This window comes from Comamonas testosteroni TK102 (assembly GCF_000739375.1).
Taxonomy (GTDB): domain Bacteria; phylum Pseudomonadota; class Gammaproteobacteria; order Burkholderiales; family Burkholderiaceae_C; genus Comamonas; species Comamonas brasiliensis.
Genome location: NZ_CP006704.1, coordinates 2,515,747 through 2,541,861, shown reverse-complemented (window position 1 = coordinate 2,541,861; position 26,115 = coordinate 2,515,747). Strand labels below are relative to the sequence as shown.

Below are 26,115 nucleotides of genomic sequence, written 5' to 3'. Positions count from 1 at the left end.
AAGAGATGAAGGCCCCGGACAGCCCGGGGCGAAGCAGGCCGCAAGGCCCTTTCTCTATGTATGACAAACGAAAACCCAAAAAGGGTCATCCGTGCCACGCACTGGCACAGGCCGGACCGAGCAGCAGTGCCTGCAGCGACGCGTGCTTGCCGCCGCCAGCCCGCACCGGGCTTTGGCTGAACCATGGCAGGGCGGGCCAGCAATAGCCCGCCTGGCGCACCGCCGCACTCAGGCAGAAGTGGCCGGCGGACTCGAGGACCCGAGTGCTGCCAGCCCTCAGAAGTCGTAGCGCATGCCCACGTTCACGCTACGCGGTGCACCCCAGGTGTAGTAAAGGCCGCCCAGACTGCTGACGCCGGCAAAGTATTTCTTGTCCAGCAGATTGTTCACGTTCAGGCTCAGCGACAGATGCTTGTCGACCTGGTAGCGGGCCATCAGATCCAGCACGGCATAGGACTGCTGTGCCAGAGTGTTGTGGCTGTCGCTGGTCGAAGTCTTGCTTTGCCAGCGAGTCGCAGCCCCCAGCGTCAGACCGCGCAGCGCACCGCCTTCGAAGCGGTAGGTGTTGCCGAGCTTGAGCTGGTACTTGGGATACAGGCTGGAGCTGGTCAGCGAGCTGTTTTGCTGCACCAGGCTACCCTGGACCTGCCAGCCGCGCGCCAGTTCGCCCGACAGCTCCAGCTCCCAGCCGCGCCGCGTGGCGCCGTTGACGGCACGGTAGGCCATATCGCCGCCAGGCGTGAAGGCGCCGGTTTCCTCGGCCGAGTTGTCGGTCTTCATCCAGAAGTGGGCGATGCTGGCGTTGAGTCGCTTGTCCAGGAATTCGCCCTTGGCGCCGACTTCAAAGGTCTTGCCTTGCTCGGGGTCCAGGGTGCGCCCCTGTGCGTCCTGAGCGCTTTGCGGCTTGAAGATAGTGGCGTAGCTGCCGTACAGCGAGACCTGGGGATGCACTTCGTAGACCAGGCCGGCATAGGGCGTGGTGACGGTTTCGCGCATATCGTAGTTCCACCAGGTGGGCGTCACGTCATGCTGGCGGTACTGCGTCACGCGCATGCCGGCAATCAGCTGCAGCGGATCTGCCAGGCGGAAGCGCCCTGCGGCATAGGCATAACGCTGGCGCTGGTTGAAGACATGGCGGTCATAGTTCCAGTTGCCGAAGTCTGGCTGGGCCAGCGCGCCGCCGCCCTGGGCATAGCTCAGGCCCAGATTGGCCAGCGGTACGCTCTTGGAGCTGCCGTAGAGCAGGCCGCTGTGGTAGCGCGACATGCCCATGCCGGCCAGCAGCTCGTGCGTGCGTCCCAGCAAGCTGAACGGGCCTTTGACATCGAGATTGACCGACCAGTTGCGGTTTTCCACATCCTTCCAGGGCAGATAGGCAGCGGTGGTGCTGTTCCAGAGGTAGCCCAGTGTCATGTCGTCCATCTTCACGCTCTGATGGAAGAACTTCAGGCTTGCCGTCCAGTCATGGGCCAGACGCTGCTCCACGCTGCCGAACAGCTCGGTGCTGTCCTGTTCATAGCCCGACCAGGGTGCACCGTTGTTGAAGGAACGCGGCATCAGCCCCACTTCGGCACCTGCTGCGGTGTAGCGCTGTATGGGCCGGGTCGTGCCGAAGCCGCGGGCCTCGCGCTGACGCAGCGTGATGCCCAGATTCAGCAGGGTATCGGGTGTGAGATCTGCCTCCAGCGTGCCAAACAGCATCTTGCTGTTGCTCTTTTCGTTGTCGCGGAAGCTGCCCGCGTCCGTCATGGAGGCCACCACGCGGCCACGCAACGTACCGGCCTCGTTGAGCGAGCCGCCTATATCGGCCTGCGCACGGTAGGTATCCCAGCTGCCGGCATTGGCGCGCACGCTGGCCTGGAACTCACGCGTGGGACGCTTGCGGATCAGGTTGACGGTGGCACCATAGCCGCCCTTGCCGACAACCAGTCCCGACGAGCCCTTGAGCACCTCGACACGGTCCATCTCGGCCATATCGTCCAGCGCATACATGGTGCTGGTGACGAAGTACCAGCCGTTGCTGAGCTGGGACATGCCGTCGACCTGCAGATTCACCTCCGAGCCGCGGGCCTGGAAGTCCGTCGCGTTGTTCTGGCGATAGACGCCAATGCCCGGCGTCTGCTCCAGCACATCGGCCAGCGTCTCCAGCTTGAAGTCATCCATGCGCTGGCGCGTCATCACGCTGACCGACTGCGGCGTCTCGCGTAGCGTCAGGCTCAGGCCGGTGGCCGTGCGGCTTGGCCCCGTCTGGGTGTAGCTTCCCGTGCCTTCCGTGGTGCCGCTGCGCTCGGCCTGGGCCGTCACGCGCACCTCGGACAGCGTGCTGCCCTCCTCACCCGAGATGGGAGACACGGCCTGCCTTTGCAGGGTGTAGCTGCCGCCGGGACGCGAGACCAGCTCCAGACCACTGCCTGCCAGCAACCGCTGCAATGCCTCGCGCGGCGTGTAGCTGCCAGCCAGAACCGGGCTTTGCCGGCCCTGGGTGAGCGCAGGGTCGAAGGACAGCGCCATGCCGGCCGTGGCCGCCACCTCGGACAGCACCCGGCCCAGCGGGCCTGCCTCTATCCGGTAGGTCTGGACCTGGCCGGCGACCGGCGGCTCGGCAGCCTGCACGGCGCTTGCTGCCAGCGTCCAGCCCAGCAGGGCAAGTCGGGCGGCGCGCGCAACGGGGCTGAATACAGGATTCGGCAGGGAACGGGAAGCCATGGAAGCAGGCATGAAAAGCAGTCCTTTGGAAGCAAAAAGTGAGTGGTTCACCTTGCTTGCCAAACAACTTGCGAAAAAGTCTCAGTTGCCTGCATCTTTTTTTGCGGCCGAGCCGGCGGACTCAGCGCGCCGCCACCGTGACCCAGTAGCCGCGCCAGCGCTGGTGCACGCTCACGGCATAGGTCTCGGCCAGCATGGCCAGTGCCCGGTCGGTATCGGCCAGGGGATAGGCTCCCGAGACCTTGATGGCCATCACCTCGGGAGCGCAGTGCAGCACACCGGAGCGGTAACGTGCCAGCCGCGCGCAGACTTCGGCCATGGGCATGGCATCCGCCACCAGCATGCCCTGCGCCCAGGCCAGTTGCTGCGCACTCGCCGTCTGCAGCGCTCCGGCGCCCTGGGCTGTCAAGCGCGCCCAGTTGCCGGCGGGCACCACCTGCGCAGGTCGTGAGGCTGCGTGTGGGGTGACTTCGACTGCGCCCTGCGTCACGGCCAGGTCCACGAACTGGCCCTCGCTGTCCTGCTGCACCGAAAAGCGCGTGCCCAGTGCCCGCAGACGCCCCACGGCCGTCGCCACCAGCAAGGGCCGGTCCACGCCGCTGGGATCGGCGGCGGTTTCCAGCAGGATGGAGCCTCGACGCAGATGGATCAGGCGCTGGTGAGCATCGAAACGGATATCCACGGCGCTTGCCGTATCCAGCAGCAAACGGCTGCCATCGGCCAGCGTCACGCTGCGCTGCTCGCCCGTGACAGTACGCAGATCGGCCGTCCAGCCCTGCTGCTGCGCCATGCGCCAGCTCATCCAGCCACCAGGCACGGCGGCCAGCAGAACCGCCAGCCTGGCCACGGCGGCTCTTCGGCTGCGGCGCTGCGATCGGTCCAGCGTCGGCATGGCCAGCGCGGTCGGCAGGCCACCGAGCTTGCCCATCAGCCGCTCGGCCCGCATCCAGGCGCCTTCATGCTCGGCGCTGGTACGGCGCCAGCGCTCGAAGGCAGCATGTTCAGCAGCCGTCAAGCCTTCATCGTTCAGGCGGACCAGCCAGTCCGCAGCTTCGTCAAGCAGGTGTGCCTCCATGACGCTTCAATCCATCAGCGCCAGGCAATGCCTGAAAGCCTGGGCCATGTATCGCTTGACGCTGCTCAGCGACACGCCCAGTTGCAGCGCAATGGCGTCGTACCTCATGTCTTCCAGCTGCGACAGCAGGAAGGTGCGGCGCACCAGGGGCGGCAAGGCATCGAGCATGGCATCTATCTCATGCAAGGCCTCCAGCACCAGGGCCCGGTGCTCGGGCGAAGGCACTTCGGGCTCGGGCAGCAGGGCCAGCGCATCCAGATAGGCGCGCTCCAGCGCCTGGCGCCGGCACCAGTTGACCAGCACGCCCTTGGCCACCGTGGTCAGATAGGCACGCGGCGACTCTATCTCCTGCGGCTCGCGCACACCAAGGATGCGCACGAAGGTGTCCTGCGCCAGATCGGCCGCATCGAAGGCATTGCCGACCTTTTTGCGCAACCAGCCCTGCAACCAGCCGTGATGGTCGATGTAAAGCGCAGTGACTTCGCGGTGGATGACGGATTCGACAGCGGACATGGTGCGATGGAGATAAAGCTCTGGCAAAGCTCAAATGATATCAATTCTCATTTTCAATGCAGGCAAAAGCGTCACTATTTACCCGCAGGAATCTGGCTTCGTCTTTCAGCCCGGCGCACCGAGGCCGGACGCCGGGCAGCAGCAAGATCGCAAGCCGCCACGCGGGGATCGCTGCGCGCAAGCCCAGGCCTCAGCGGGGCTCGCCAAGAGATCGGGGCAACTGGATGGCGTGGCAAAAGGCAAACAATCATCGGGCGCGGCGGCGGCGCACGATTGCGAGCTGCAGCCTCCGATAGACTTTCCGATGGCTATTGCACTGCCGAGCTCGGCGATGTTTTACTTGACAGGTGACCGCGTCGCTTGCGGTCCGGGCTGCCAATCAGGAAACTCCAGAATCAAGATGACAGGCTTTCATCCTCACCGGCTTTTGCGTCGCCTCGTGCTCGGCAACCTGCTGGTAGCCGCCCTGCTGTGCTTTGCCACCTGGCTGGGCGTGCATGCCAATTACCGCGCGGACATGGAGCTGGGAGTGGCCGTCACCAGACACCAGGCGAGCAGCCTGAGCCTGGAGCTGGCTGCCGAGGTAAGACTGGTCGAGAACGCCTTGTCGGCGATTGCCAGCCGTTATCGTGCACGCAGCTCTGACGGCCTGCCCGCCGCCAACTCTGCCCTGTATGAAATGCTGCAGGAGCAGCGTGCACTGATCCCTTTTGTCACGGCCTTGCGCACCACTGACAGCACGGGCCAGGTGCTGATCACGCCCAGCGAAGCTGATCTGCCGTTTTCGGTGGCCGACCGCGACTATTTCGCCCAAGCCCGCGAAACAGACCGGATGGTGGTGTCCGAGCCCCTGATCAGCCACTCCTTCGGGAAATGGTCCATCGTGCTGGCCCGGCGTCTTCAGTCCGATGACCGTCAGTTCCAGGGCATCGTCTATGCGATTGTCGCGGCAGAGCATTTTCACCAGCTGTTCCAGCGGCAGTCCTTTGGTGCGAGCAGCGCCATGGCGTTGCGCACCGATCAGGCCCGGCTGGTCGCGCGCTATCCGGCCGAAAGCCAGGACGCCGAGTCCGGCATCGGCAAGGCCGCAGTCTCGCCCGAATACCACCGTGCCATCGACCAAAGCCGCGAGGAAGGCTGGTACATCACGCCGACCCTGATCGATGGCGTGGAGCGCATCACGGCCTACCACCGTCTGCCCGAATATCCGCTGACGGTGTTCACGGGACTTGGAACCGAAGCCTATATGGCCATGTGGCGTGCCTCGGCCTGGCGGGCCTGGGGTCTGGCCGGCCTGTGCATCGCGTTCATCGCCCTGGGCTCGGTCGCGCTATACCGTCTGCAGCAGCGCGAACGCCGCATCCGCAAGGAGCAGGAGCTGGTCATCGACAATGATCTGATCGGCATGGCCCGCCTGCGCGAGCGCAAAATCGTCTGGACCAACCCGGCCATGCGCCGTCTGCTCAAGCAGTCGGCTGCGGCACTGCAGGGCGCGTCCACGCGCATGCTGTACCCGGACGAAGCCTCCTACAGGCGCATCGGCGAGAAAGCCTATAGCTCCTTGCTCGCCCGGGGAAAATTCCATGCGCAGTTCCAGATGCGCAATGCCGAAGGCAAGCTTTTGTGGGTCGATGCATCGGGAACATTGCTCAACGCCGAAGAGTCGCTCTGGATCCTGGTGGACATCGATGCCCTCAAGCGCGGCGAACAGGCCGCCAACCACCTTGCCAATCACGACGCGCTGACGGGCCTGGCCAACCGCCGCGCGCTTGAGGAAACGCTGAATCAGGAGCTGGCCGACGGTCAGATGGTTGCCGTGTGCTTCATGGATCTCGACGGCTTCAAACAGGTCAACGACACCCAGGGCCATGACGCAGGCGACGAGGTCCTGCGCGTGGTCGCGGCCCGTCTGCTGGCCCAGGCCCGGGCTGGCGACTGCGTCGCCCGCCTGGGCGGGGATGAATTCGTGGTGCTGCTATCCGGCCTGCACATGCCCAAAGAAGCCATGTCCGTGATGAAGCGCTGCATGGAGGCCGTGCGCCAGCCGATCGCGCTTCAAGGTGGAGTGATGGTTCAGGTCGGCAGCAGCATCGGCATCTCCATCAGCATGGAAGGCAGCTCCACGGCAAACCTGCTGCAGACTGCGGACGAGGCCATGTATGCGGCCAAGCATGCAGGCAAGGGACGCATTGTTCAGCATTCGGACCTAGCGCAAAGCTCCGGAACCTGAAGCCTGGCGCTGCCCCGCTGCAGCCTGGGCATGTCGAATTCATCTCTTGGCCTTCGGCCCTTGCCTGGCCGACAACCCTCTTTCGGCTTACTCCTGCGCCCTGGGCGGCAGGCCTGCGGCCCTGCGAATCGGCTCCAGCAAGGCACCGAGTCCGTTGTGGTCGAGCTCCTGCATCAAGGCCAACAACTGGCCGATCTCCCCCTTGGGAAAGCCCTCGCGGGCAAACCAGTTGAGGTAGTTGCCGGGCAGATCGGCAATCAGGCGGCCCTTGTACTTGCCATAGGGCATAGACACGCGCACCAGGCGCTCCAGCATTTCGGGATTCATGACAGACTGGCTTTGTATAAAAAACGACGCTCTTATAACCAAATAAGAAAAATGTCCTGCAGGCCTTGGTACAGGGCACTAGACTATGCACCTTAGTTCACTGCGGCCCAGACAAGGCCCGGGATTTATCGCAACTTGCTGAAGAAAGTCAGAACCAATGTTGAAGAAAGCTCTTTCTGCTATCGCTATTGCCACTCTGGCGCTGTCGGCCCAGGCCGCTGACGTGCTCAAGGTGGGCGCCACGGCCGTGCCTCACGCCGAAATCCTCAACCACATCAAGCCCGCACTGAAGGCTCAGGGCATCGATCTGGAAATCAAGGAGTTCAGCGACTACGTCCAGCCCAATGCCGCAGTGGAAGACAAGCAGCTGGATGCCAACTTCTTCCAGCACCAGCCCTATCTGGACAGCTACAACAAGGACCGCAAGACCTCGCTGGTGGCCGTGCCCAACGGCAAGGTGCATGTGGAGCCCTTCGGCGCCTATTCCAGCAAGATCAAGAACATCAAGGATCTGAAGAATGGAGCTACCGTGGCCATTCCCAACGACCCCTCCAACGGCGGCCGCGCGCTGATTCTGCTGGCCAAGCATGGCCTGATCGAGCTCAAGGATCCCAAGAGCCTGACCCCCACGGCTCTGGACGTCGTCAAGAACCCCAAGAAGCTGAAGTTCAAGGAACTGGAAGCGCCCTTGCTGCCCCGCGCACTGGCTGATGTCGACCTGGCTCTGATCAACACCAACTACGCCATCGAAGCCAAGCTCAATCCCACCAAGGACGCCCTGTTCATCGAAGGTGCCGACTCGCCCTACACCAATATCGTGGTGGCCCGCAAGGACCGCGCCAACGGCGCCGACATTGCCAAGCTGATGAGCGCTCTGCACTCTGCAGACACCAAGAAGTTCATCCAGGAAAAGTACAAGGGTGCCGTGGTTCCTGCGTTCTGATGCGCAAAGGCCGCGTCCTTCTTCGCAGGGTGTAGCGGCTGGGCTGCATAGTCCCGGGGCCGGGCAGACCCGACCGCAGACTGCAGCTGAAGGCCCGAGCCGAGAAAAGCGCTGCTACGGCAGCGCTTTTTGCTTTCAGTTTGATAGCTTACAGCGCTTTAGAGGAAAGCGTTTGAAGCCATTTTCAATTGCAATATCTCAATGCGAGGGAGCTGGCACCGAATGCACCAGCACCGGTGTCTCGCCATCACCGTTGACACTTTCCAGGTGCACGCCAAACCCCCATAGCCTGGCGACATGCTTGAGCACTTCCTGCGCATCCTCGGCCAGCGGCCTGCCCTGGTACTGGGTATGCCGCAGCGTCAGACTGCGGTCGCCACGCAGATTCACGCTCCAGGCCTGGATATTGGGCTCGCGCGTACCCAGGTCGTATTGCTGGGACAGCAACTGGCGCAGCGTGCGATAGCCATCTTCGTCATGGATGGCGCTGACCAGCACATCACGCTCCTCGGGATCGTCATGCAAAGAGAACAAACGCATGTCACGCATCAGCTGCGGGCTCAGAAACTGGCCGACAAAGCTCTCGTCCTTGTAATTGCGCATGGCATGGTGCAGAGCCGGCAGCCAGGGCGTTCCGGCCAGATCGGGAAACCAACGCCGGTCCTCCTCGGTCGGCTTCTCGCAGATGCGCCGGATATCGCGGTACATGGCAAAGCCCAGCGCATAGGGGTTGATGCCGCTGAAGGCCCGGTGTCCGGCCGGCGGCTGGTAGATCACATTGGTATGTGATGACAGCCACTCCAGCATCACGCCATCGGTCAGCCAGCCTTCGTCATACAAGGTGTTGAGCAAGGTGTAATGCCAGAACGTGGCCCAGCCTTCGTTCATCACCTGGGTCTGACGCTGCGGGTAGAAATACTGGGCGATCTTGCGCACGATGCGCACGATCTCGCGCTGCCAGGGCTCGAGCAAGGGAGCGTTTTTCTCGATGAAATACAGGATGTTCTCTTCGGGCTCGCGGGGAAAGCGCTCGCTGCCCGGCACCGTACTGTCCTTGTCCTTGTCCCTTCGGGCAGGCAGGGTGCGCCACAGCACGTTGACCTGCTGCTGCACATAGGCCTCACGCTCCTCGCGCTCGGCACGCTCGCGCGACAGGCTCTTGTGCGAAGGCCGGCAATAGCGGTCCACGCCAAAATTCGCCAGTGCATGGCAGGAGTCCAGCAACTGCTCCACGGTGTCCAGCCCGTAGCGCTCCTCGCATTGCGACACATAGTCGCGCGCATAGACCAGATAGTCGATGATGCTGCCGGCATCGGGCCACATGCGAAACAGATAATTGTTCTTGAAGAAGCTGTTGTGCCCATAGGCCGCATGCGCAATCACCAAGGCCTGCATGGCCGTGCTGTTCTCCTCCATCAGATAGCTGATGCAGGGATTGGCATTGATGACGATCTCGTAGGCCAACCCCATATGGCCGCGCCGGTAGCGGCGCTCCGTGGCCAGAAATTCCTTGCCATAGCTCCAGTGCCTGTAGTTGACAGGCATGCCGACGCTGGAATAGGCATCCATCATCTGCTCGGCCGTAATGATCTCCAACTGGTTCGGATAGGTGTCCAGACCATAGCGCTCGGCCGTGGCAGCAATCGCCGCGTGATACTGCTCGATGAGCTCGAAAGTCCAGTCGCTGGGATCGGGCAGCGGAGACGACGGCCGCTGGGACGCCACCAGCGGCGCCTGTGGCACATCGCGGTAACGCGACTCCCCCTGCGCGTGCGAATTGCCGGCTCTTTTGCTGGCCCTGAGATCCAGCACGGGATAGAGATTGAGGTTCATATCGATACCCCATCCTTTTTGAAGAGATCACGGAACACCGGATAGATCTCGTTGGCGGCCGATACCTTGCGCATGGCGAAATGGGGAAACAGCGGCAGCAGACGGTTGTACTCATCCCAAAGGCTCTGCTCTTCAAGCACTACCTGCAGATAAGCGTAGTAGCGAACCAGCGGCAGTATTCTTTCGGCGAGGATGCTGTGGCATTTTCCTCCGTCGTCGCTGAAATTGTCCCCATCGCTGGCCTGGGCCACATAGATATTCCAGTCATTGACCGGGTAACGGGCCCTGATGATCTGCTCGAGCAGAACCAGCGCGCTGCTGACCACCGTGCCACCGCTCTCGGTGGAGTGGAAGAACTCGTCTTCGCTGACCTCTGCCGCCTGGGTGTGATGGCGAATGAAGACGATCTCGATCTTGTCGTAATGCCTGGTGAGAAACAGGTACAGCAGAATGAAGAAGCGCTTGGCCAGCTCCTTGCGCTCCTGATCCATGGAGCCTGACACGTCCATCACGCAGAACATCACGGCCTGGCTGCTGGGCACAGGCACCTTGCTGCGGTTGCGAAACCGCAGATCCAGCTGTTCGAGAAATGGCACTCCGCCTATGCGCTCACGCAGGGCGTCGATCTGACGCTGCAACTCGGCTACCGCCTCGCTGGTGCCGTCATCCTGGGCCAGCAAGGCTTCGAGCTGATCTTCCAGCTCCTTGAGCTCTCGATGCGCGGCCTTGGTCAGTGCAATGCGTCGCCCCAGGGCACCGCGCATGGTTCGCACCAATGCCAGATTGCTGGGCGTGCCGTCATGGCTGTAGCCCGCGCGCCTGGTCTTGTATTGCAGGGTGTTGCCGATATGGTTGCGCAGCAGGCGCGGCAGGGCCAGATCTTCAAAGAAGAGATCCATGAACTCTTCCTTGGTCAGCGTGAAGGTGAAGTCGTCCTGCCCCTCGCCGCTGTCGCTGGCCTGCGAGCCTGAACCACCGCCCCCGCTGGGCGGGCGGGCAATGCGATCGCCGCGCACATGTTCCTGGTTGCCAGGCAGCACGACATCGCGGATACCGCCCTGTCCATGCCTGAAGACAGGCTCCTGAATGTCCTTTTTCGGGATGGTGACCGTTTCCGCCTGGTCGATATGGCGGATGTCGCGCGCAGACACGGCCTTGCGTACCGCTTCCGCGATCTGTTCCTTGAAACGCCGCACAAACCGCTCGCGGTTGCCCACCGATTTGTTTTTGCCTGCAAGCCTGCGGTCGATGATATGCAGTGCCATCTGTGCTCCCATCTCCAGGGACTGTTCTCAATCATCGCGCCGGTGGCCGCCCAGGACGACCACCGGTCCCTCGGTCAGCTGCTCTTGCGCACGCGCAGATACCACTCGCAGAGCAGGCGCACCTGCTTGGGCGTATAGCCCTTGGCCTCCATACGGGTGACGAAGTCCTCGTGCTTGCGCGCGTCCTCGGCGCTGGCCTTGGCGTTGAAGCTGATGACAGGCAGCAGCTCCTCGGTGTTGGAGAACATCTTCTTCTCGATCACCACGCGCAGCTTTTCGTAGCTGGTCCAGCTCGGGTTCTTGCCCTGGTTGTTGGCCCTGGCCCGCAGCACAAAGTTGACGATCTCATTGCGGAAGTCCTTGGGGTTCGCAATGCCGGCAGGCTTTTCCACCTTCTCCAGTTCGGCATTGAGCGCATTGCGGTCAAACACCTCGCCCGTATCGGTGTCCCGGTACTCGCTGTCCTGAATCCAGTAGTCGGCGTAGGTGACGTAGCGGTCAAAGATGTTCTGGCCGTACTCGCTGTAGCTCTCCAGATAGGCGGTCTGGATTTCCTTGCCGATGAATTCGGCATAGCGTTGGGACAGATATTCCTTGATGAAGCCTATGTACTTGGTCTCCAGTTCGGCGGGGAACTGCTCCCGCTCGATCTGCCGCTCCAGCACATACATCAGGTGCACGGGGTTGGCCGCCACTTCGGTGCTGTCGTAGTTGAAGACCTTGGCCAGGATCTTGAAGGCAAAGCGGGTGGAGATGCCCTCCATGCCTTCATCCACGCCCGCATAGTCGCGGTATTCCTGGTAGCTCTTGGCACGGGGGTCCGTGTCCTTGAGGCTTTCACCGTCATAGACCTGCATCTTGCTGAAGATGCTGGAGTTCTCCGGCTCCTTGAGACGTGTGAGGACGGAGAACTGCGCCATCATCTTGAGCGTGCCGGGCGCGCAGATGGCGTTGGCCAGCGAAGACTCCCGGATCAGCTTTTCATAGATGCGGACCTCCTCGCTCACGCGCAGGCAGTAAGGCACCTTGACGATGTAGATGCGGTCGAGGAAGGCCTCGTTGTTGCGATTGTTGCGGAAGGCCTTCCACTCGCTTTCGTTGCTGTGGGCCAGCACCACGCCGTCGAACGGAATGGCTCCAAACCCCTCCGTGCCCTTGTAATTGCCTTCCTGGGTGGCGGTCAGCAAGGGGTGCAGCACCTTGATGGGTGCCTTGAACATTTCGACAAATTCCAGCAGACCCTGATTGGCCAGGCACAGGCCGCCCGAGTAGCTGTAGGCGTCGGTGTCGTCCTGAGAGAAATTTTCCAGCTTGCGTATGTCCACCTTGCCCACCAGGCTGGAAATATCCTGGTTGTTCTCGTCGCCGGGCTCGGTCTTGGCAATGCCGATCTGCTTGAGAATGCTGGGGTAGCGCTTGACCACGCGGAACTGGCGAATGTCTCCGCCAAACTCCTCCAGCCGCTTCACGGCCCAGGGCGAGAGCACATGCTGCAGATTGCGGCGCGGAATGCCGAACTCTTCTTCCAGAATCGGTCCGTCTTCCACGGGGTCGAACAGACCCAGCGGCGACTCGTTCACCGGCGATCCCTTGAGCGCATAGAACGGAGCCTTTTGCATCAGGTATTTGAGACGCTCTGCAATCGAGCTTTTGCCGCCGCCAACAGGTCCCAGCAGATACAGAATCTGTTTGCGTTCCTCCAGACCCTGGGCCGCATGGCGAAAGAAGCTCACCACCTGCTCGATGGCATCTTCCATGCCGTAGAACTCAGAAAACGCGGGGTAGCGACGGATGACCTTGTTGGCAAACAGACGCGACAGCACAGGATCGTTGCGGGTATCCACCATTTCGGGTTCACCGATGACGGACAGCATGCGCTGCGAGGCTCCGGCGTAGGCCATGGGATCACGCTGGCAAAGGCTAAGGTACTCGTCCAGCGACATTTCTTCTTCACGCAGGCGGACATAGCGTGCTGCGGAATTGCTGATGACATCCATATGACCTCCCGTGGCGGCACCAGGGCTCGAATCAGTGCCGCAAAGTTGCAAGGCATTCGTTACCGTGTGCGTCCGTTGTAGCACCTCGCTCCTAATTTGAATAGACCGAGATTCCTACAAATACGCAGTAGCCACGACAGCCAAAACCGCAAACCGGATAGCGCAAAAAACGGTCAAAAGCAGGACTCAAAATGAGCATAGAGGACTGGCTTCACCTGGGTCATGAAGCACGCTATCTGTCTGCCAGTATTCAGGATTTCGGCGACTTCCGGGATCTCAGAAAACGGCTGCCGGCAGCCAGGCCGATGTGCAAAAAAAACGCTGCCCAGGCAGCGTTTCAGACCCATCCAGCTACAGAAAAAAGAGCTTGCTGCGCAAATTTCTAGGGTTATTCACTAGAAATAATTATTCAAAGCTTTGATTAGCAAGCGCTTACAGCACCTCTTTTCATAGCATGGATATTCATCCGGAAGTGGCTGCCGATGCATCTACGGCAGGAGGTTTGCTGCCTGGCCGCGTCACGGCACTACCCATGGCTGCTGCCATGATGCAGGCAATCGCGGTCCACTGAGTGGCAGTCAGATTCTCGCTGAGCAGCAGCATTCCCATCAGTGCCGCAATGGCCGGCTCGGTCGCCAGTGCAATGCCAAAGGTTGCGGGCGGCAGGCGGCGCAGGGCAAGCATTTCCAAGGTGTAGGGCAAGGCACTGGAGATGGCCGCCACCATCAGCCCGAACAGTAATATCGACGGTGTCAGCAGCTTGAGCCCGGCCTCGGCCACACCAAATGGCACCACCACCAAAGCTGCGCACAGCAAGCCAAGGGAGACTGCCTGGCCACTGGGAATATGGCCCAGCCTGCGCCCCAGCACGATGTAGGAGGCCCAGCAGATGGCGGCTCCGAGCGCGCAGGCAATGCCCACCGGCGACAGGTTCAGGCCCGAAGCATTGCCGCTCAGAGGAAGAATCATGGCCAGCCCGGCAACCGCCAGCGCCAGCCAGACAAAGTCCAGTGCACGGCGTGAGTAGTAGATGGCCACGGCCAGCGGCCCTGAAAACTCTATGGCCACGGCCAGGCCAAACGGAATATCGCGCAACGCCATGTAGAACATCAGGTTCATGCCGCCCAGCGCCATGCCGAAAATCAGCAGAGCCTGTGCCTGCTGGCGGTTGAGCGACCAGCGCCAGGGCCGCCAGACGCACACCAGAATCAGCGCGGCAAAGCCCACCCGCAATGCCGAGGTACCCTGGGCACCGACCAGGGGAAACAGCTGTTTGGCCAGCGAAGTTCCCAGCCCGAGTGCAGTGACCGAGCCCAATACGGCCAACACGGGCCACCAATGATTCCAGCTGTTTTTTGACATAGGTGGGTACGATATTGCATGTCACCCGCGAAATTTGCTCGTTTTCGGCCCTGAATCTGCAAGTTTCGCTCTCAACCTATCCCGCACCATGCCTGCTGCCGACCTGGACTCCTTTGACCACGCGATTCTTGCCCTGCTCCAGCGTGACAACCTCATGCCGCAGCGCCTGATTGCGGAGCAGATCAACCTCTCGGCGCCGGCCGTGCAGCGGCGCATCAAGCGATTGCAGGAAACCGGGGTGATTGCCGCCAACGTGGCCGTGCTGGAGCCCGTCAAGGTGGGCCGCACGCTGACCGCGATCATCACCGTGCAGCTGGTCAACGACAGGCCGGATCTGTCGCGCGGCTTCAGGGCCAGGATCGCCGATGAAGCGGCCGTGCAGCAATGCTTTTATGTGACGGGCGAAACCGACTACATCCTGGTCGTCACGGCAACCGACATGGATGATTACCAGGCCATCTGCAAACGCCTGTTCGAAGGTGACGAGAACATTCGCCGCTACAGCACCTCGATCGCACTGGAACGCATCAAGACAGGTCTGCAACTGCCGCTGTCCGCGCCATGAGGCAGTTCTGCCGTGTGGCCCGAGTTGGTGCAGAACGAGGGCTGCCATCTGCCATGGTGATTGGCACTGGCGCTGCCGGAAACAAAATGCAACAATTGCGTCATAAACCGGCTCAGATTCTGCGCACAACAAGAGTCCACTCTTGAGGAGACACGATGAACACTTCTTCCGCCACCTCGCCCGATATGGCCACGCTGGTTGCCGATCGCACGCTGGACAAATATGCCAAGGACTACTTCCCCCGGCGCGAGCAGGTGACGATTGCCTTTCGCGGCGACATTGCCGAAAAGCACAACTACGACAAGATCCGCCCGATCTCGCAAGCCCAGCGTCATGGCAAGCATATTGTGGTGATCGAGGGCCAGAGCCAGAAAACCGGAGCCACAGGCCACTACCGTATCGAATGCAATAGCTGGAACCTCATCGAAGCCGTGGGCCTGTGGGAGCAGGCCGCAGCGGCTTGAACCGCAGCCAGCGCCTGCGCAGCAATCCGCAGTGCGAAGCGCTGGCTCGACCTGGAACTCAGACGTCCATTCCAAAGGCGCTGCTCGCCACCCACCAGGCCAGACCCAGCATCATCACGCCGGTAATGCCATCCATGACGCGCCAGGCGCCGGGGTTGGCAAACAGGTGCTTGAGACGGCGCCCTGCCATCGCCAGCAGCACAAACCAGAGACAGCTGGCCGAGGCAGCTCCCACTACGTAGGACCAGCGGCCCGCACCTTCCTGCTGGGCACCGATCGAGCCCATCAGCAGCACCGTATCCAGGTAGACATGGGGGTTGAGCAAGGTGATGGCCGCCAGCGCAGCCAGCACGCTCATCATCCCGCGCGGTGCCGCCCTGCGCTCGCCAGCCTCCATGGCTGCATCCGGGGCCAGCCACATGCGCCTCAAGGCGAAAAGACCATAGGCCAGCAAGAATGCGGCTCCGCCCAGCGTCAGATACTGGGCCAATGCCGGATAGCTGGTCAGCATCTGGGCCATGCCGGCCACACCCAGCGCAACCAGCAAAGCGTCGCTGAGCACACACAGAGCCACGCAGGCCTTCACATGTTCGCCCTGCACTGCCTGACGCAGCACATACAGGTTCTGGGCACCGATGGAAACAATGAGCGATGCGCACACCGTGAAGCCTGCCATCCAGGCGGAATAAAAATTAGTTGTCATGTCCATGAGCCGTTGACTCCTCCAAACCGGCCCGGATTCTTGCTCTGACCGGCAATTAAGTAAAATTACATTTACTCAATCCAATGAAGAATTTCTAATGTTTGACTACGCAGGACTGGAAGCGCTTGGCGCGGTATTGCGTGAGGGAAGCTTCGAGCGTGCGGCGCGCAAGCTGCATGTCACCCCCTCCGCCATCTCCCAGCGCATCAAGTTGCTGGAAGAGCGCGTGGGCCAGGTGCTGGTGTTGCGCGGCACGCCTTGCAGCGGCACGGAGGCCGGCCGGCGCCTGTGCCTGCATGTGGAGCAGGTGGCGCTGCTGGAAAACGATCTGCGCCGCAAGAACCCCGAGCTGGTCCCCGAAGGCCAGACCGCCCTGCCCACGCTGAAGCTGGCAGTCAATGCCGACTCCCTGTCGACCTGGTTCATGGATGCCATGGCGGCTTTCACGCAGGACGGCAACGAGTTGCTGGACATCAGCATCGACGACCAGGACCACACGGCCAAACGCATCAAGGAAGGCGAAGTCATGGCCGCCGTCACGGCCACGGGCTCGGCGATAGCTGGCTGCAACACCTGGCCGCTGGGTCGCATGCGCTATATCGCCGTGGCCAGCCCGGAGTTTGTGCAGCGTCACCTGGCCCAGGCCGAGTCGGACCAGGAGCTGGCCCAGATGCTGGCCAAGGCGCCCATGATGTACTACGGCCGCAAGGACAGCCTGCAGGACCAATGGCTCCATGGTCTGGGGCTGGACGGACGGCGCAACAATGCGCGTCACTTTCTGCCTTCCAACCAGGGCTACACCCGTGCCGTGGAACTGGGCATGGGCTGGGGCATGCACCCGGCCCAGCTGATCACCCCACAGCTGGCCAGTGGCGATCTGATGGAACTTCTCCCTGGCAGGGATCTCCACATCCCCATGTACTGGGCCCATACCCGCAATGCCCAGGCCAGCCTGCGGCGACTGACCGACTGCATCATCCATGCCGCGGCCGCCTGGCTGGAGCCCATGCAGGACTAGCTCAGGCAGCAGCAGTCTTTTTCAGGCCGTAATAGAACACCCATGCAGCCGCCAGATACAGCAAGGGGTAAAGCGCCAGATAAGGCGCCAGGTGCAGATAGGCCGACCACCGGTCGGCCGCGAAAAAGCCTGCATGCACCAAGGCCGCAAGCAATGCCCCGCTGCCCGTCAGCAGTCCGGCATAGGCCAGCAAGGTGGCCAGGCGCAAGACCGGCCTGCCGCGCTCGACCAGCCGCAACCGGCCCGAACGCAGCTGCACGGGAATCTGGTAGAGGCGAGCGAGTGCCATCAGGAAGACGATGGGCACCAGGATCAGAGGCAGGAAAAACATGTCTCGCGGTGCAATCAGGGGCGATGCTCGGACTCCACATGGCGCGCGGCCGCCCTGGCCTGGGTCAGCATATGAAAGTCCAGAATGCGTGTCGCCATGATGGTCTCCCAGAGGAAGCAGCACAGCGCCAGCACAAAGACCAGCACCCCCAGCAGGAAGCTGAACACGGCATAGCCGTGGCCGCTGACGCCGTAGGCCTGGCCCACGAACAGCAGCACGATGGTCAGCCCTATGCACATGCCGCACAGCGTCAGCAGCGCGATGGAGACGTTGGCCAGCCGCCCGCGCTCGCGCAGAAAATGCAGCTCCTTGAGGTGGCGGGCGATCAGATCGTGATCGTCCAGCGTGCGCAGGCTTTCCTCCAGCTTGCGGGCGCGATCAATGATGCGGGCCAGCCGCCCCGCTACGGAGCCAATCATGCCGGCCACGGCAGTCAGAAAAAAAAACCGGCGCAACAGCGAGCTGAATGCTGTGGGTGACGGTCTGTGCGTCGATAGACCAGATGCTCATGATGTCCTCAGAATCGGGGGCTTTCTCAGCCTCTATTTTGTGCATAAATATCAGCTCAGTTTTGACTGCGGCCACTCAAAAACAGCCGCCGGCGACATTGCAGGCGGCTGCAGCCTGTTTGGGTATCGGATATCGATCACGGGCGGCGTCGCCACAGTGCCTGAACTTGCACCAGCGCCTCGCTGAACGCGGCGCCTACCTTGTGCCGTGCCTCGCTGCCCCAAAGGAATCGCCCTGAACTACCAGACCATATCTGGATGCGCTGCTATATAATTTTTCGTTGAAACAAGTCTCGGCACGCCCGTGCAGCAGGCTTTTTCTCCATGCGACAGGTGCCCGGTGCTTCATCGGGTTAAACGGGAACAAGGTTCAAAGCCTTGGCTGCCCCCGCAACGGTAAGCAGATCAAACCACTTCATGGCTTTTGCGCTTGCAGGAGTCTGTCACTGGTGTTCTACGTGGCCTCTTCTACGAGGTGCGCGGCAACGCCGGGAAGGCGAAGTGACATGCCTCGCGCAATCTGCCAGCCCGGATACCGGCCTGTTGAGCGCTGACCACCCGGACCCAGTTCCGGCAGTCGGCATGTGCAACGAGCGTCTGCGGGGAGCAGCGTGACGGCAACAGGCTGCGAGGCCCGCCCTCCGCCCGATCTCGTCACCGGCACGCAAACCGTCTGCCCTGGCTAATGACAATGAGACACCTTGCACAGGCTTTCGCCTCGCGCTTTGGGCCCGCTGGCGCCATGCCCACCTGGGGCCCCGCCCGGCTGCAGCCATGACCCAGCCGTTGACACAGATGTTCGTCCAGCAACGCCATCAGCTGAAGCTATGGCTGGCCATGTTGACGGCAGTGCTGCTGCTGTCTCTGACTCTGGCCATCACCTTGGGGCCGGTACGGATCGCCCCCGGGCAAGCCTGGCAGATCACGGCTTATGAGCTGGGTCAGCGCCTGGGCCTGGACTGGCCTTCAGGCAGCTGGAGCAGCGCCCAGTACCAGATTGTCTGGCGCGTGCGCCTGCCGCGTGTATTGCTGGCAGCCCTGACCGGCGCAGGCCTTGCGCTGGTGGGCGTGGCCATGCAGGCCATGGTGCGCAACCCGCTGGCCGACCCTTATCTGCTGGGCGTTTCATCCGGTGCGTCGGTCGGGGCCGTAAGCGTGCTGGCCTTCGGCGCACTGGCATTTGCCGGCGAACTGGCCTTGCCGCTGGGCGCTTTCAGCGGCGCACTGCTGGCCTGTGTGGCCGTGTACTTCCTGGCCCATGCCAATGGACGATTGCAGGCATCGCGACTCATTCTGGGCGGCGTGGCCATTGCCTACTGCCTGGGCGGCGTCACCAGCCTGATTGTGCTGACGGCCGATCAGCGCGAGCTGGCCAACTCCGTGCTCACCTGGACCCTGGGCAGCCTGGCCGGAACCCGCTGGCAGGAGCTGGGCCTGCCGGCTGCCTTGCTGGCGGCTGGCGTGGCCCTGCTGCTGACACAGGCCCGCTCACTCAATGCATTGCTGGCAGGCGAAGAGACCGCCGCCACGCTGGGAGTGGACACCACCCGCACCAGGCGCTGGCTATTCGTTCTGGTGTCGATGGTGACGGGCGTGCTGGTCGCGCTGACGGGTCCGATCGGCTTTGTCGGTCTCATCGTGCCCCATGTCGCCCGCATGCTGGTCGGCTCCGAGCACCGGCGCGTGCTGCCTGTGGCCGCTCTCACAGGTGCCATCTTCCTGATCTGGGTCGACGTGTTCTCTCGCATCAGCTTTGCCCCCGCCGAAGTACCTGTCGGGGTCATCACCTCGCTGCTGGGCGGCCCCTTCTTTGTATGGATGCTGTGCCGCAAGAGCGTGCGGGAAAAGGGCAATCCGTGAGTTCCGCATCCAGCTCCTCCTGCCTGCTGGAGGCCAGCCGCCTGCATTGGCAGACGGCGGCTGCCTCCATAGTCAAGGACATCAGCCTGCATATCAGGCATGGCGAACTGGTCGGCCTGCTCGGCCCCAACGGCAGCGGCAAGTCCACCCTGCTGCGCATGATCTACCGCATGCTCAGGCCTGCCAGCGGTGCGGTCTGCATAGACGGACAGGACGTCTGGCTGCGCAGCGCTCGCGACAATGCCCGCTCCATGGCGGTGCTGACCCAGGAAAACGCCAGCGAGTTTGATCTGCGCGTCTGCGATGTGGTGCTCATGGGTCGCATGCCGCACCAGAGCTCTTTCGCCCGGGACAGCGAGCAGGACTTCCGCATCGTCGCCCAGTCCCTGGCCCAGGTCCGTGCCCAGTCGCTGGCGCAGCGCATGTTCTCCACCCTGTCAGGGGGCGAAAAGCAGCGCGTGCTCATGGCCAGGGCACTGGCCCAGCAGACCAGGCTGCTGGTGCTGGACGAGCCTACCAACCACCTGGACGTACGCCACCAGTTCGAGCTGATGAACCTGATCCGCAGCCTGGGCCTGACCACGCTGGCCGCGCTGCACGAGCTGCCACTGGCCGCCCACTACTGCGACCGTCTGTACCTGCTCAAGGCAGGAGAACTGGTGGCGCAGGGCACGCCGGCCCAGGTGCTGACCGCGCAGGCCATTGCCGAAGTCTACGGCGTGCGTGCCCAGGTACGCCTGAGCGAGCGCAGCGGCAGACCGCTGATCGAGTTCATGCCGGACGAGTTGCTCTAATTCCCTGCGCGTTTCGCCCGGGGACTGATAAACTCTCGCGGCGCCTTGATGGCGCTTCGTTTCGGAAGGTGCTCGCTTGAAGCGAGTGAAACGGGAACAAGGTCTGATCGCAAGCTCAGGAAGCCTTGGCTGCCCCCGCAACGGTAAGCAGGTCAACACACTCATGCGAGCGCATCAGCGCTTGCAGCCACTGGACATGATCCGGCCCCTCGCATCGCGACGGTCTGCATATTTCGGGAAGGCGAGTCGTGAATTCAGCAATGAATTGCCTGTGAGCCCGGAGACCGGCCTGCCGATGACTCAACTCCGCCCCTCGGGGCGGTATTTACGAAAACTGTCTGCGGGGTGCGGATAGCGGCCAGAAAGTGGATTGCGTCATGTCTGAGAAAGGCGGACCTGTCTGCGGCACAGCTATCCCTTCAGGCAGTTTCGGCCTCGTGATATGTGCTCTCATCCACAAACCTTTGCTGCTCTTCATTCCGCCCTCAACTCCAAGCCTCAGCTGCGCCATCTAGGCAACACCGCACTCAAGCTGCTTTTGCTCTGCCCCGCCGTCGGCATGGCCCAGCAGTCCCTGCCCGAAGTCACGGTGCGGGAAAACCGCCTGCCCTCGCATGAGTTGCAGACCAGCCAGCCGTCAACCACGGCCTCCCATGTAAACGTACCCGTGCTGGATCTTCCGGCCAGCGTCAGCGGCGTGTCTTCGCTGCAAATGGACGAGCGTGCGGACTACAGGGTCTCCGACACCGTCACCCGCACCGTGGGCCTGAGCACATCGGGCGCCCCCGGCAATGGGGGGCTGTCCTTTTCAAGCCGCGGCTTCAATGGCGTGAACTCCATCGGCATTGCCGAGGACGGCATCATGCTGGGCGTGGCCTCGGGCACCGTCAACTATCCCGGCGACAGCTGGGGCTATGAGCGCATCGAAGTGCTGCGTGGCCCCGCATCGCTGATGTATGGCAGCGGCACCACAGGTGCCACCATGAATGCCATCCGCAAGCAGCCCAGCCGCGAGCGCTCCACCGAAGTGCTGCTGGGAGCAGGCAGTCACGGCAAGGCCTACGCCGGCATCGGCGCTGGCGGCGCACTGGGCGAGACCCTGAGCTACCGTCTCGATGCCTATGGCGACCGCACCGACGGCGAGCGCGAACTGGGCAAGGCCAGCAGCGGCAAGCTGATGAGCGCACTGCGCTGGACGCCGCGCAGCGATCTGACCGTGGACCTCAGTGCCGACATCAGCCAGCAAAAGCCCGAGCGCTATTTCGGCTCGCCCGTGGTCGACGGGCAGATCGTCAAGGAGCTGCGCAACAAGAACTACAACGTGCTCGATGCCATCGACCAGTTCAAGGACCAGCGCTTCCGTGCCAAGGCCCAGTGGCGTGCCAGCGACGCGCTGACGGTGCGCAACGAACTCTATCATTTCAAGTCCGATCGCCACTGGAAGAACATCGAGGCCTACGACTACCAGCCAGCCACCGGCCAGGTGGGGCGATCCGACTATCTGGAAATCGGCCACGATGTGCAGCAGACGGGCAATCGCATGGGGCTGAACCTCAAGGCCGCCAGCCACCAGATCGCCGTGGGCTGGGACATCTCCAACGCCCAGTTCACCAGTACCAGCAACTCTCCCTACACCGGGAAGTCCACGGTTTCAGCCTTCAACCCGCAGCATGGCTATTGGGACAGCCCCGATGCCTATCTGCCGCGCATGAACTCCAGCCTCCGCCAGAATGCGCTGTATCTTGAAGATGCCTGGAAGATCAGCGAGCAATGGCTGTTGATGGCCGGCATGCGCCGTGACTGGTATGCCTTCTCGCGCAACAATATTCAGGACGGCTCGGGCTTTGACAAGCCGCTGAACGGCACCTCCTGGCGCCTGGGCCTGACCCACAAGTTCGATGCGCTCAGCAGCGCCTATGTGCAGACCAGTACCGGCCATGACCCCGTCACCAGCCTGCTGGCAATTGCCCAGTCGCAAACCGGCTTCAGCCTCAGCCAGGGCCGCCAGATCGAGGTCGGCTACAAGCAGCAACTGGCCGATGGGCGTGGCGAATGGACCGTGGCGGCCTATCGCATCGTCAAGGACGACATCATCACCCGCGACCCCGATCGTCCGGCACTGTCGGTCCAGGGTGGCAAGCAGTCGTCCAAGGGGATTGAACTGACTGGCCTCATCCATGCCAGCAAGACGCTGCGCTTCGAAGGCAATATTGCCTATGTGGATGCGAAGTTCGACCGTTTGCTCGAAGGCAGCAAGGGCGTGGACCGTGCAGGCAACCGCCCCAGCAACGTGCCGCGCGTGACTGCCAACCTCTGGGGTCACTACCGCACCGGCCCCTGGCAGGCATCGCTGGGCATGCGCTATGTGGGCGACCGTTTTGGTGACAACGCCAACACCGTTCGCATGCCTTCCTATGTGGTGACCGACGCCGTGCTGAGCTGGGATATGAACCCGCGCACCACGCTGCGCCTGGTGGGCCGCAACCTGACCAACCGCCTCTATGCCACCTATGCCTATAGTGGCAACCAGTGGCTGCTGGGACGCGGGCGCAGCGTGGAACTGTCCGCGCTGATGCGCTTCTGATGCTGCCCAGGCCTGTTGCCATGCAAGCTCTTGGCTTGAATCGTCCCTGCGCCTCGGCGCTTCTGGCGGCATCGCTGCTGCTGGCTGGTTGCGGCAAAGCACCCGAGCCGCAGTCGGTTGCGGTACCGATGCGCCAGCATCAGCCAGCACTGGAGTTGCCGGTGTGCGGGCAGACGGTGCGCTACGACAAGGTTCCCCAGCGCGCCGTCACCCATGACGTCAACATCACCGAGAGCTTTCTCTATCTCGGTCTGGGCCGGCGCCTGGTCGGCTACTCGGGCATCCCTTCCAGCAAGGAGATCAGCCCCCAGCTCAAGCCCTGGCTGCAGCGTCTGCCCGATCTTTCATCCCAGGGCATGAACCTGGAGGTATTGCTGGGCGCCGAAGCCGACTTTGTCTTTGGCGGCTGGAGCTATGGCTTTCGCCAAGGTGCCGTGACCCCGGAGCGCCTGGCCAGCCACGGCATCGCCTCCTATGTGCTGTCCGAGTCCTGCATCCGCGTGCAAAAGCGCGAGCGCATCGCACTGGACGATGCATTGCTGGACATGGAGAACATCAGCCGCATCTTTGGCGTCCTCCCGCAGACCCAGCCACGCATAGACAAACTGCGGGCCTCCCAGGCCCAGCTGCGCCAGCAGATGCAAGGCAATCGCACGCTGCCGCGCGTCTTTGTCTACGACAGCGGCCAGGAGATTCCCGTCACCGTCGGCCACTTCGGCATGCCGCAGGCCATGCTGGACGAGGCTGGAGCCAGCAATATCTTTGCAGACCTGAGCCAGAACTGGCAGCGCGGCAACTGGGAAGACGTGATCGAGCGCGACCCAGAGTGGATCGTGATCATTGACTACGGCCAACCCGACGCCCAGGGCAAGATCGACTTCCTGCTGCATAAAAAGGAACTTGAGGCGGTTTCCGCCATTCGCAATCGCCGGTTCTTCGTGATGAGCTATGCCGAAGCCACGCCCGGCCCGCGCAATACCGAAGCCGCACAGCGCCTGGCAGCCGCCTTGCACCCCGAGCGCGAGATCAGCGTCCAACGTGTGGAGTTTTCTGCAGGAGAGCTGCCGTGAACAAGCATCTCCCCTCCACCCGACCTGCCGACCTCAAGCAGGCCGCAGTGCCTTCGCTGGCCATCATCCTGCTTAGCCGGGGCGGCGCCTATACCGCAGGCCTGACGGAGCTCAGCGATCTGGCCGCGCGGCTGGAGGCCGACATGAGGGCCTCAGGCCAGCCTGTGCAGCAGGTGACCACGGCCTATGTGGACCGCGCCCAGCCCACGCTGGGTGAGGCGCTGGACCTGTGTGCCGAGGCCCGCAGCATTCTGATCCTGCCCGTGATGGTGCCTGACGAAGCCTCGCTGCGCCGCTGGCTGCACAAGCTCATCATGCGCTGGCGCGCGGCACGTGATTCCTCACATCCTTGTCCGCGCCTGGTATTTGGTCAACCACTGCTGCAGCTACCCGGACTGACCGAGTTGCTGGCCCGGTCCGTGGAAGATGCACTGCGCCAGCCCGATGTGCCCGAGGTGCTGGGCGACGATCCATGGGAGCACGACCCCAAGGGTTGGTCGCTGGTGCCCGAGCACCGCCAGCATGTGCTGTGGTGCGTGGGCCCGCGCTGCGCGGCCAAGGGAGCGCTGCAGCTATGGCCCACACTGACGCGCACGATACGTGAAACCCCGGGACTGAAAAACCGGCTGCAGCCGCTGCAGACCGGCTGCCAGTACCCCTGCAACCATGGCCCGTTGATGATCGTCTACCCCGACGGCGTCTGGTACGGCCCCATGGATGCCGACAATCTGGCGTCGACGCTCACAGGCCATGTGCTTGATGCGCGCGTCAACCCGCAATGCCATGTCCACGGACCAGCTTTCCTCGAACGCCCCTGATTTTTCTTGCTTTCCTTCACCGGAGATAGATCCATGCAAACCACCAAGATCCCCGCCACCATCGTCACCGGCTTTCTCGGCAGCGGCAAGACCACCTTGATGCGCCATATCCTCGAGCAGGCCAAGGGCCTGCGCGTGGCCGTCATCGTCAACGAGTTCGGCGAACTGGGCATTGACGGCGAAATCCTCAAGACCTGCGCCATAGGCTGCAAGGAAGAAGGTGGCGCGGATACGCAGTCGGGCCAGATCTACGAGCTGGCCAACGGCTGCATGTGCTGCACCGTGCAGGAAGAGTTCTTCCCCGTCATGAAGGCCCTGGCCGAGCGCCGTGCAGATATCGATGTGCTGCTGATCGAGACCAGCGGCCTGGCCTTGCCCAAGCCCCTGGTCCAGGCCTTCCAGTGGCCCGATATTGCCAATGTCTTCACCGTCGATTCCGTGGTCACTGTGGTCGACACGCCCGCTGCGGCCGCCGGCCAGTTTGCCCATGACCCGCATGCCGTCGACGAGCAGCGCCAGGCCGACCCCAATCTGGACCATGACGCCAGCCTGCATGAGCTGTTCGAGGACCAGCTCTCTGCCGCCGACCTGGTGGTGCTGTCCAAGGCCGATCTGGTCACGGCCGAACAACTCGGCCAGGTACGTGCCCTGGTGGCCGAAGAAGTACCTGCCAGCGTGAAGATGATCGAAGCCGTGCAGGGCCAGGTGCCCTTGAGCGTGCTGCTGGGCCAGCATCGCGCCGCCGAGCTGTCGATCGACGACAAGCACAGCCACCATGACCATGACGAAGACCATGACCACGATGCCTTCGACTCCCTGCACCTGGACCTGGGCGCCGTGGACCGCGAGCGCCTGATGCAGGCCCTGCAGTCCATCGTGGAGCAGCATGGCGTGCTGCGCGTCAAGGGCTTTGCCGCTCTGCCGGGCAAGAAGATGCGTCTGCTGGTGCAGGGCGTGGGCCGCCGCTTCGATGCCTATTTCGACCGTGCGTGGGCCGAGGGCGAAGCTGCAGCCACGCGCCTGGTGTTCATCGGCAAGCAGCTGGACGCGGCCGTGCTGCAGCGGACGCTTAAAAGCGCCGAAGTCTGAGAAATTAGCCAAAGCCGGCTCTAGCCCTTTGCTGAAAAGCGCCATCAGCTACTGTTTTT

Annotated in this window: 21 protein-coding genes, 1 pseudogene and 2 riboswitches; of the genes and pseudogenes, 11 read left to right on the top strand and 11 right to left on the bottom strand. The window is 62.5% G+C overall.

The window, feature by feature from the left end; genetic code table 11:
* Positions 1-276 precede the first annotated feature (276 nt).
* From O987_RS11535 to O987_RS11525, 3 genes are all read right to left on the bottom strand, one after another.
* Positions 277-2,718 (bottom strand): TonB-dependent siderophore receptor, encoded by a 2,442-nt coding sequence (locus O987_RS11535; protein WP_043376366.1) that lies wholly within the window; start codon positions 2,716-2,718, stop codon positions 277-279.
* A 109-nt stretch (positions 2,719-2,827) separates the two neighbouring features.
* Entirely contained in the window at positions 2,828-3,781 is a 954-nt protein-coding gene (locus O987_RS11530; RefSeq protein WP_043372307.1) for a FecR domain-containing protein, read from the bottom strand.
* Between the two features lie 6 nt (positions 3,782-3,787).
* Positions 3,788-4,294 (bottom strand): sigma-70 family RNA polymerase sigma factor, encoded by a 507-nt coding sequence (locus O987_RS11525; RefSeq protein WP_003055845.1) that lies wholly within the window; start codon positions 4,292-4,294, stop codon positions 3,788-3,790.
* A 400-nt stretch (positions 4,295-4,694) separates the two neighbouring features.
* Here O987_RS11525 and O987_RS11520 point away from each other — a divergent pair, with 400 nt between their 5' ends.
* A complete protein-coding gene (locus O987_RS11520; RefSeq protein WP_043372305.1) occupies positions 4,695-6,524 on the top strand; it encodes a sensor domain-containing diguanylate cyclase in 1,830 nt (609 codons plus the stop codon).
* An 87-nt stretch (positions 6,525-6,611) separates the two neighbouring features.
* Here the strand turns inward: O987_RS11520 and O987_RS11515 are convergent, their stop codons facing one another.
* Entirely contained in the window at positions 6,612-6,851 is a 240-nt protein-coding gene (locus O987_RS11515) for a DUF3820 family protein (protein ID WP_003055849.1), read from the bottom strand.
* Positions 6,852-7,008: 157 nt separating this feature from the next.
* On the opposite strand from O987_RS11515, the gene O987_RS11510 reads away from it, so the two are divergent.
* Positions 7,009-7,794: a MetQ/NlpA family ABC transporter substrate-binding protein gene (locus tag O987_RS11510; protein ID WP_003055852.1), complete on the top strand. Its 786-nt coding sequence runs from the start codon at positions 7,009-7,011 to the stop codon at positions 7,792-7,794.
* A gap of 198 nt (positions 7,795-7,992) precedes the next feature.
* Here the strand turns inward: O987_RS11510 and O987_RS11505 are convergent, their stop codons facing one another.
* The 4 genes from O987_RS11505 to O987_RS11490 all read right to left on the bottom strand — a co-directional run bounded on the left by O987_RS11505 (position 7,993) and on the right by O987_RS11490 (position 14,251).
* On the bottom strand, positions 7,993-9,627 hold the full coding sequence (locus O987_RS11505; RefSeq protein WP_043372302.1) for a SpoVR family protein: 1,635 nt from the start codon (positions 9,625-9,627) through the stop codon (positions 7,993-7,995).
* Positions 9,624-10,892, bottom strand: a complete 1,269-nt coding sequence (locus tag O987_RS11500) for a YeaH/YhbH family protein (RefSeq protein ID WP_003055857.1) — start codon at positions 10,890-10,892, stop codon at positions 9,624-9,626. Before O987_RS11500 ends, O987_RS11505 begins: the two co-directional genes overlap by 4 nt.
* 74 nt (positions 10,893-10,966) lie before the next feature.
* The gene (locus O987_RS11495; protein ID WP_003055859.1) at positions 10,967-12,889 is read right to left on the bottom strand and encodes a PrkA family serine protein kinase; all 1,923 of its coding nucleotides are present in this window, start codon (positions 12,887-12,889) and stop codon (positions 10,967-10,969) included.
* A gap of 462 nt (positions 12,890-13,351) precedes the next feature.
* Entirely contained in the window at positions 13,352-14,251 is a 900-nt protein-coding gene (locus O987_RS11490; RefSeq protein ID WP_043372299.1) for an EamA family transporter, read from the bottom strand.
* A gap of 88 nt (positions 14,252-14,339) precedes the next feature.
* Between O987_RS11490 and O987_RS11485 the strand changes: the two genes are divergently transcribed.
* Positions 14,340-14,816, top strand: coding sequence for an Lrp/AsnC family transcriptional regulator (locus O987_RS11485; protein ID WP_003055864.1), 477 nt, complete (start codon positions 14,340-14,342; stop codon positions 14,814-14,816).
* A gap of 155 nt (positions 14,817-14,971) precedes the next feature.
* Complete coding sequence (locus tag O987_RS11480; protein ID WP_003055867.1) at positions 14,972-15,280, top strand: hypothetical protein; 309 nt, start codon at positions 14,972-14,974, stop codon at positions 15,278-15,280.
* A gap of 58 nt (positions 15,281-15,338) precedes the next feature.
* Here the strand turns inward: O987_RS11480 and O987_RS11475 are convergent, their stop codons facing one another.
* Positions 15,339-15,989, bottom strand: coding sequence for a LysE/ArgO family amino acid transporter (locus tag O987_RS11475; RefSeq protein WP_043372297.1), 651 nt, complete (start codon positions 15,987-15,989; stop codon positions 15,339-15,341).
* A 91-nt stretch (positions 15,990-16,080) separates the two neighbouring features.
* On the opposite strand from O987_RS11475, the gene O987_RS11470 reads away from it, so the two are divergent.
* A complete protein-coding gene (locus O987_RS11470; protein ID WP_043372296.1) occupies positions 16,081-17,001 on the top strand; it encodes an HTH-type transcriptional regulator ArgP in 921 nt (306 codons plus the stop codon).
* Position 17,002: 1 nt separating this feature from the next.
* Here O987_RS11470 and O987_RS11465 read toward each other — a convergent pair whose 3' ends face one another.
* On the bottom strand, positions 17,003-17,332 hold the full coding sequence (locus O987_RS11465) for a hypothetical protein (RefSeq protein WP_003055871.1): 330 nt from the start codon (positions 17,330-17,332) through the stop codon (positions 17,003-17,005).
* Between the two features lie 14 nt (positions 17,333-17,346).
* Positions 17,347-17,842: pseudogene (locus O987_RS11460) on the bottom strand (DUF2721 domain-containing protein).
* Between the two features lie 313 nt (positions 17,843-18,155).
* A riboswitch (cobalamin riboswitch) is annotated at positions 18,156-18,400 on the top strand.
* Between the two features lie 236 nt (positions 18,401-18,636).
* On the opposite strand from O987_RS11460, the gene O987_RS11455 reads away from it, so the two are divergent.
* The 6 genes from O987_RS11455 (at position 18,637) to cobW (ending at position 26,056) form a co-directional block, all read left to right on the top strand.
* Positions 18,637-19,701 carry a FecCD family ABC transporter permease gene (locus tag O987_RS11455; RefSeq protein WP_043372294.1) on the top strand — a complete coding sequence of 355 codons (1,065 nt, stop codon included), beginning with the start codon at positions 18,637-18,639 and terminating at the stop codon, positions 19,699-19,701.
* A complete protein-coding gene (locus O987_RS11450) occupies positions 19,698-20,495 on the top strand; it encodes an ABC transporter ATP-binding protein (RefSeq protein WP_019044132.1) in 798 nt (265 codons plus the stop codon). The genes O987_RS11455 and O987_RS11450 overlap by 4 nt, the downstream gene beginning before the upstream one ends.
* Positions 20,496-20,544: 49 nt before the next feature.
* A riboswitch (cobalamin riboswitch) is annotated at positions 20,545-20,803 on the top strand.
* 251 nt (positions 20,804-21,054) lie between these two features.
* Positions 21,055-23,079, top strand: coding sequence for a TonB-dependent receptor (locus O987_RS11445; RefSeq protein WP_235214348.1), 2,025 nt, complete (start codon positions 21,055-21,057; stop codon positions 23,077-23,079).
* Positions 23,079-24,149, top strand: coding sequence for an ABC transporter substrate-binding protein (locus tag O987_RS11440; RefSeq protein ID WP_043372288.1), 1,071 nt, complete (start codon positions 23,079-23,081; stop codon positions 24,147-24,149). The genes O987_RS11445 and O987_RS11440 overlap by 1 nt, the downstream gene beginning before the upstream one ends.
* Positions 24,146-24,967 (top strand): (2Fe-2S) ferredoxin domain-containing protein, encoded by an 822-nt coding sequence (locus tag O987_RS11435; protein WP_043372286.1) that lies wholly within the window; start codon positions 24,146-24,148, stop codon positions 24,965-24,967. Before O987_RS11440 ends, O987_RS11435 begins: the two co-directional genes overlap by 4 nt.
* A gap of 33 nt (positions 24,968-25,000) precedes the next feature.
* A complete protein-coding gene (gene cobW / locus O987_RS11430; RefSeq protein WP_043372284.1) occupies positions 25,001-26,056 on the top strand; it encodes a cobalamin biosynthesis protein CobW in 1,056 nt (351 codons plus the stop codon).
* Positions 26,057-26,115: the final 59 nt, after the last annotated feature.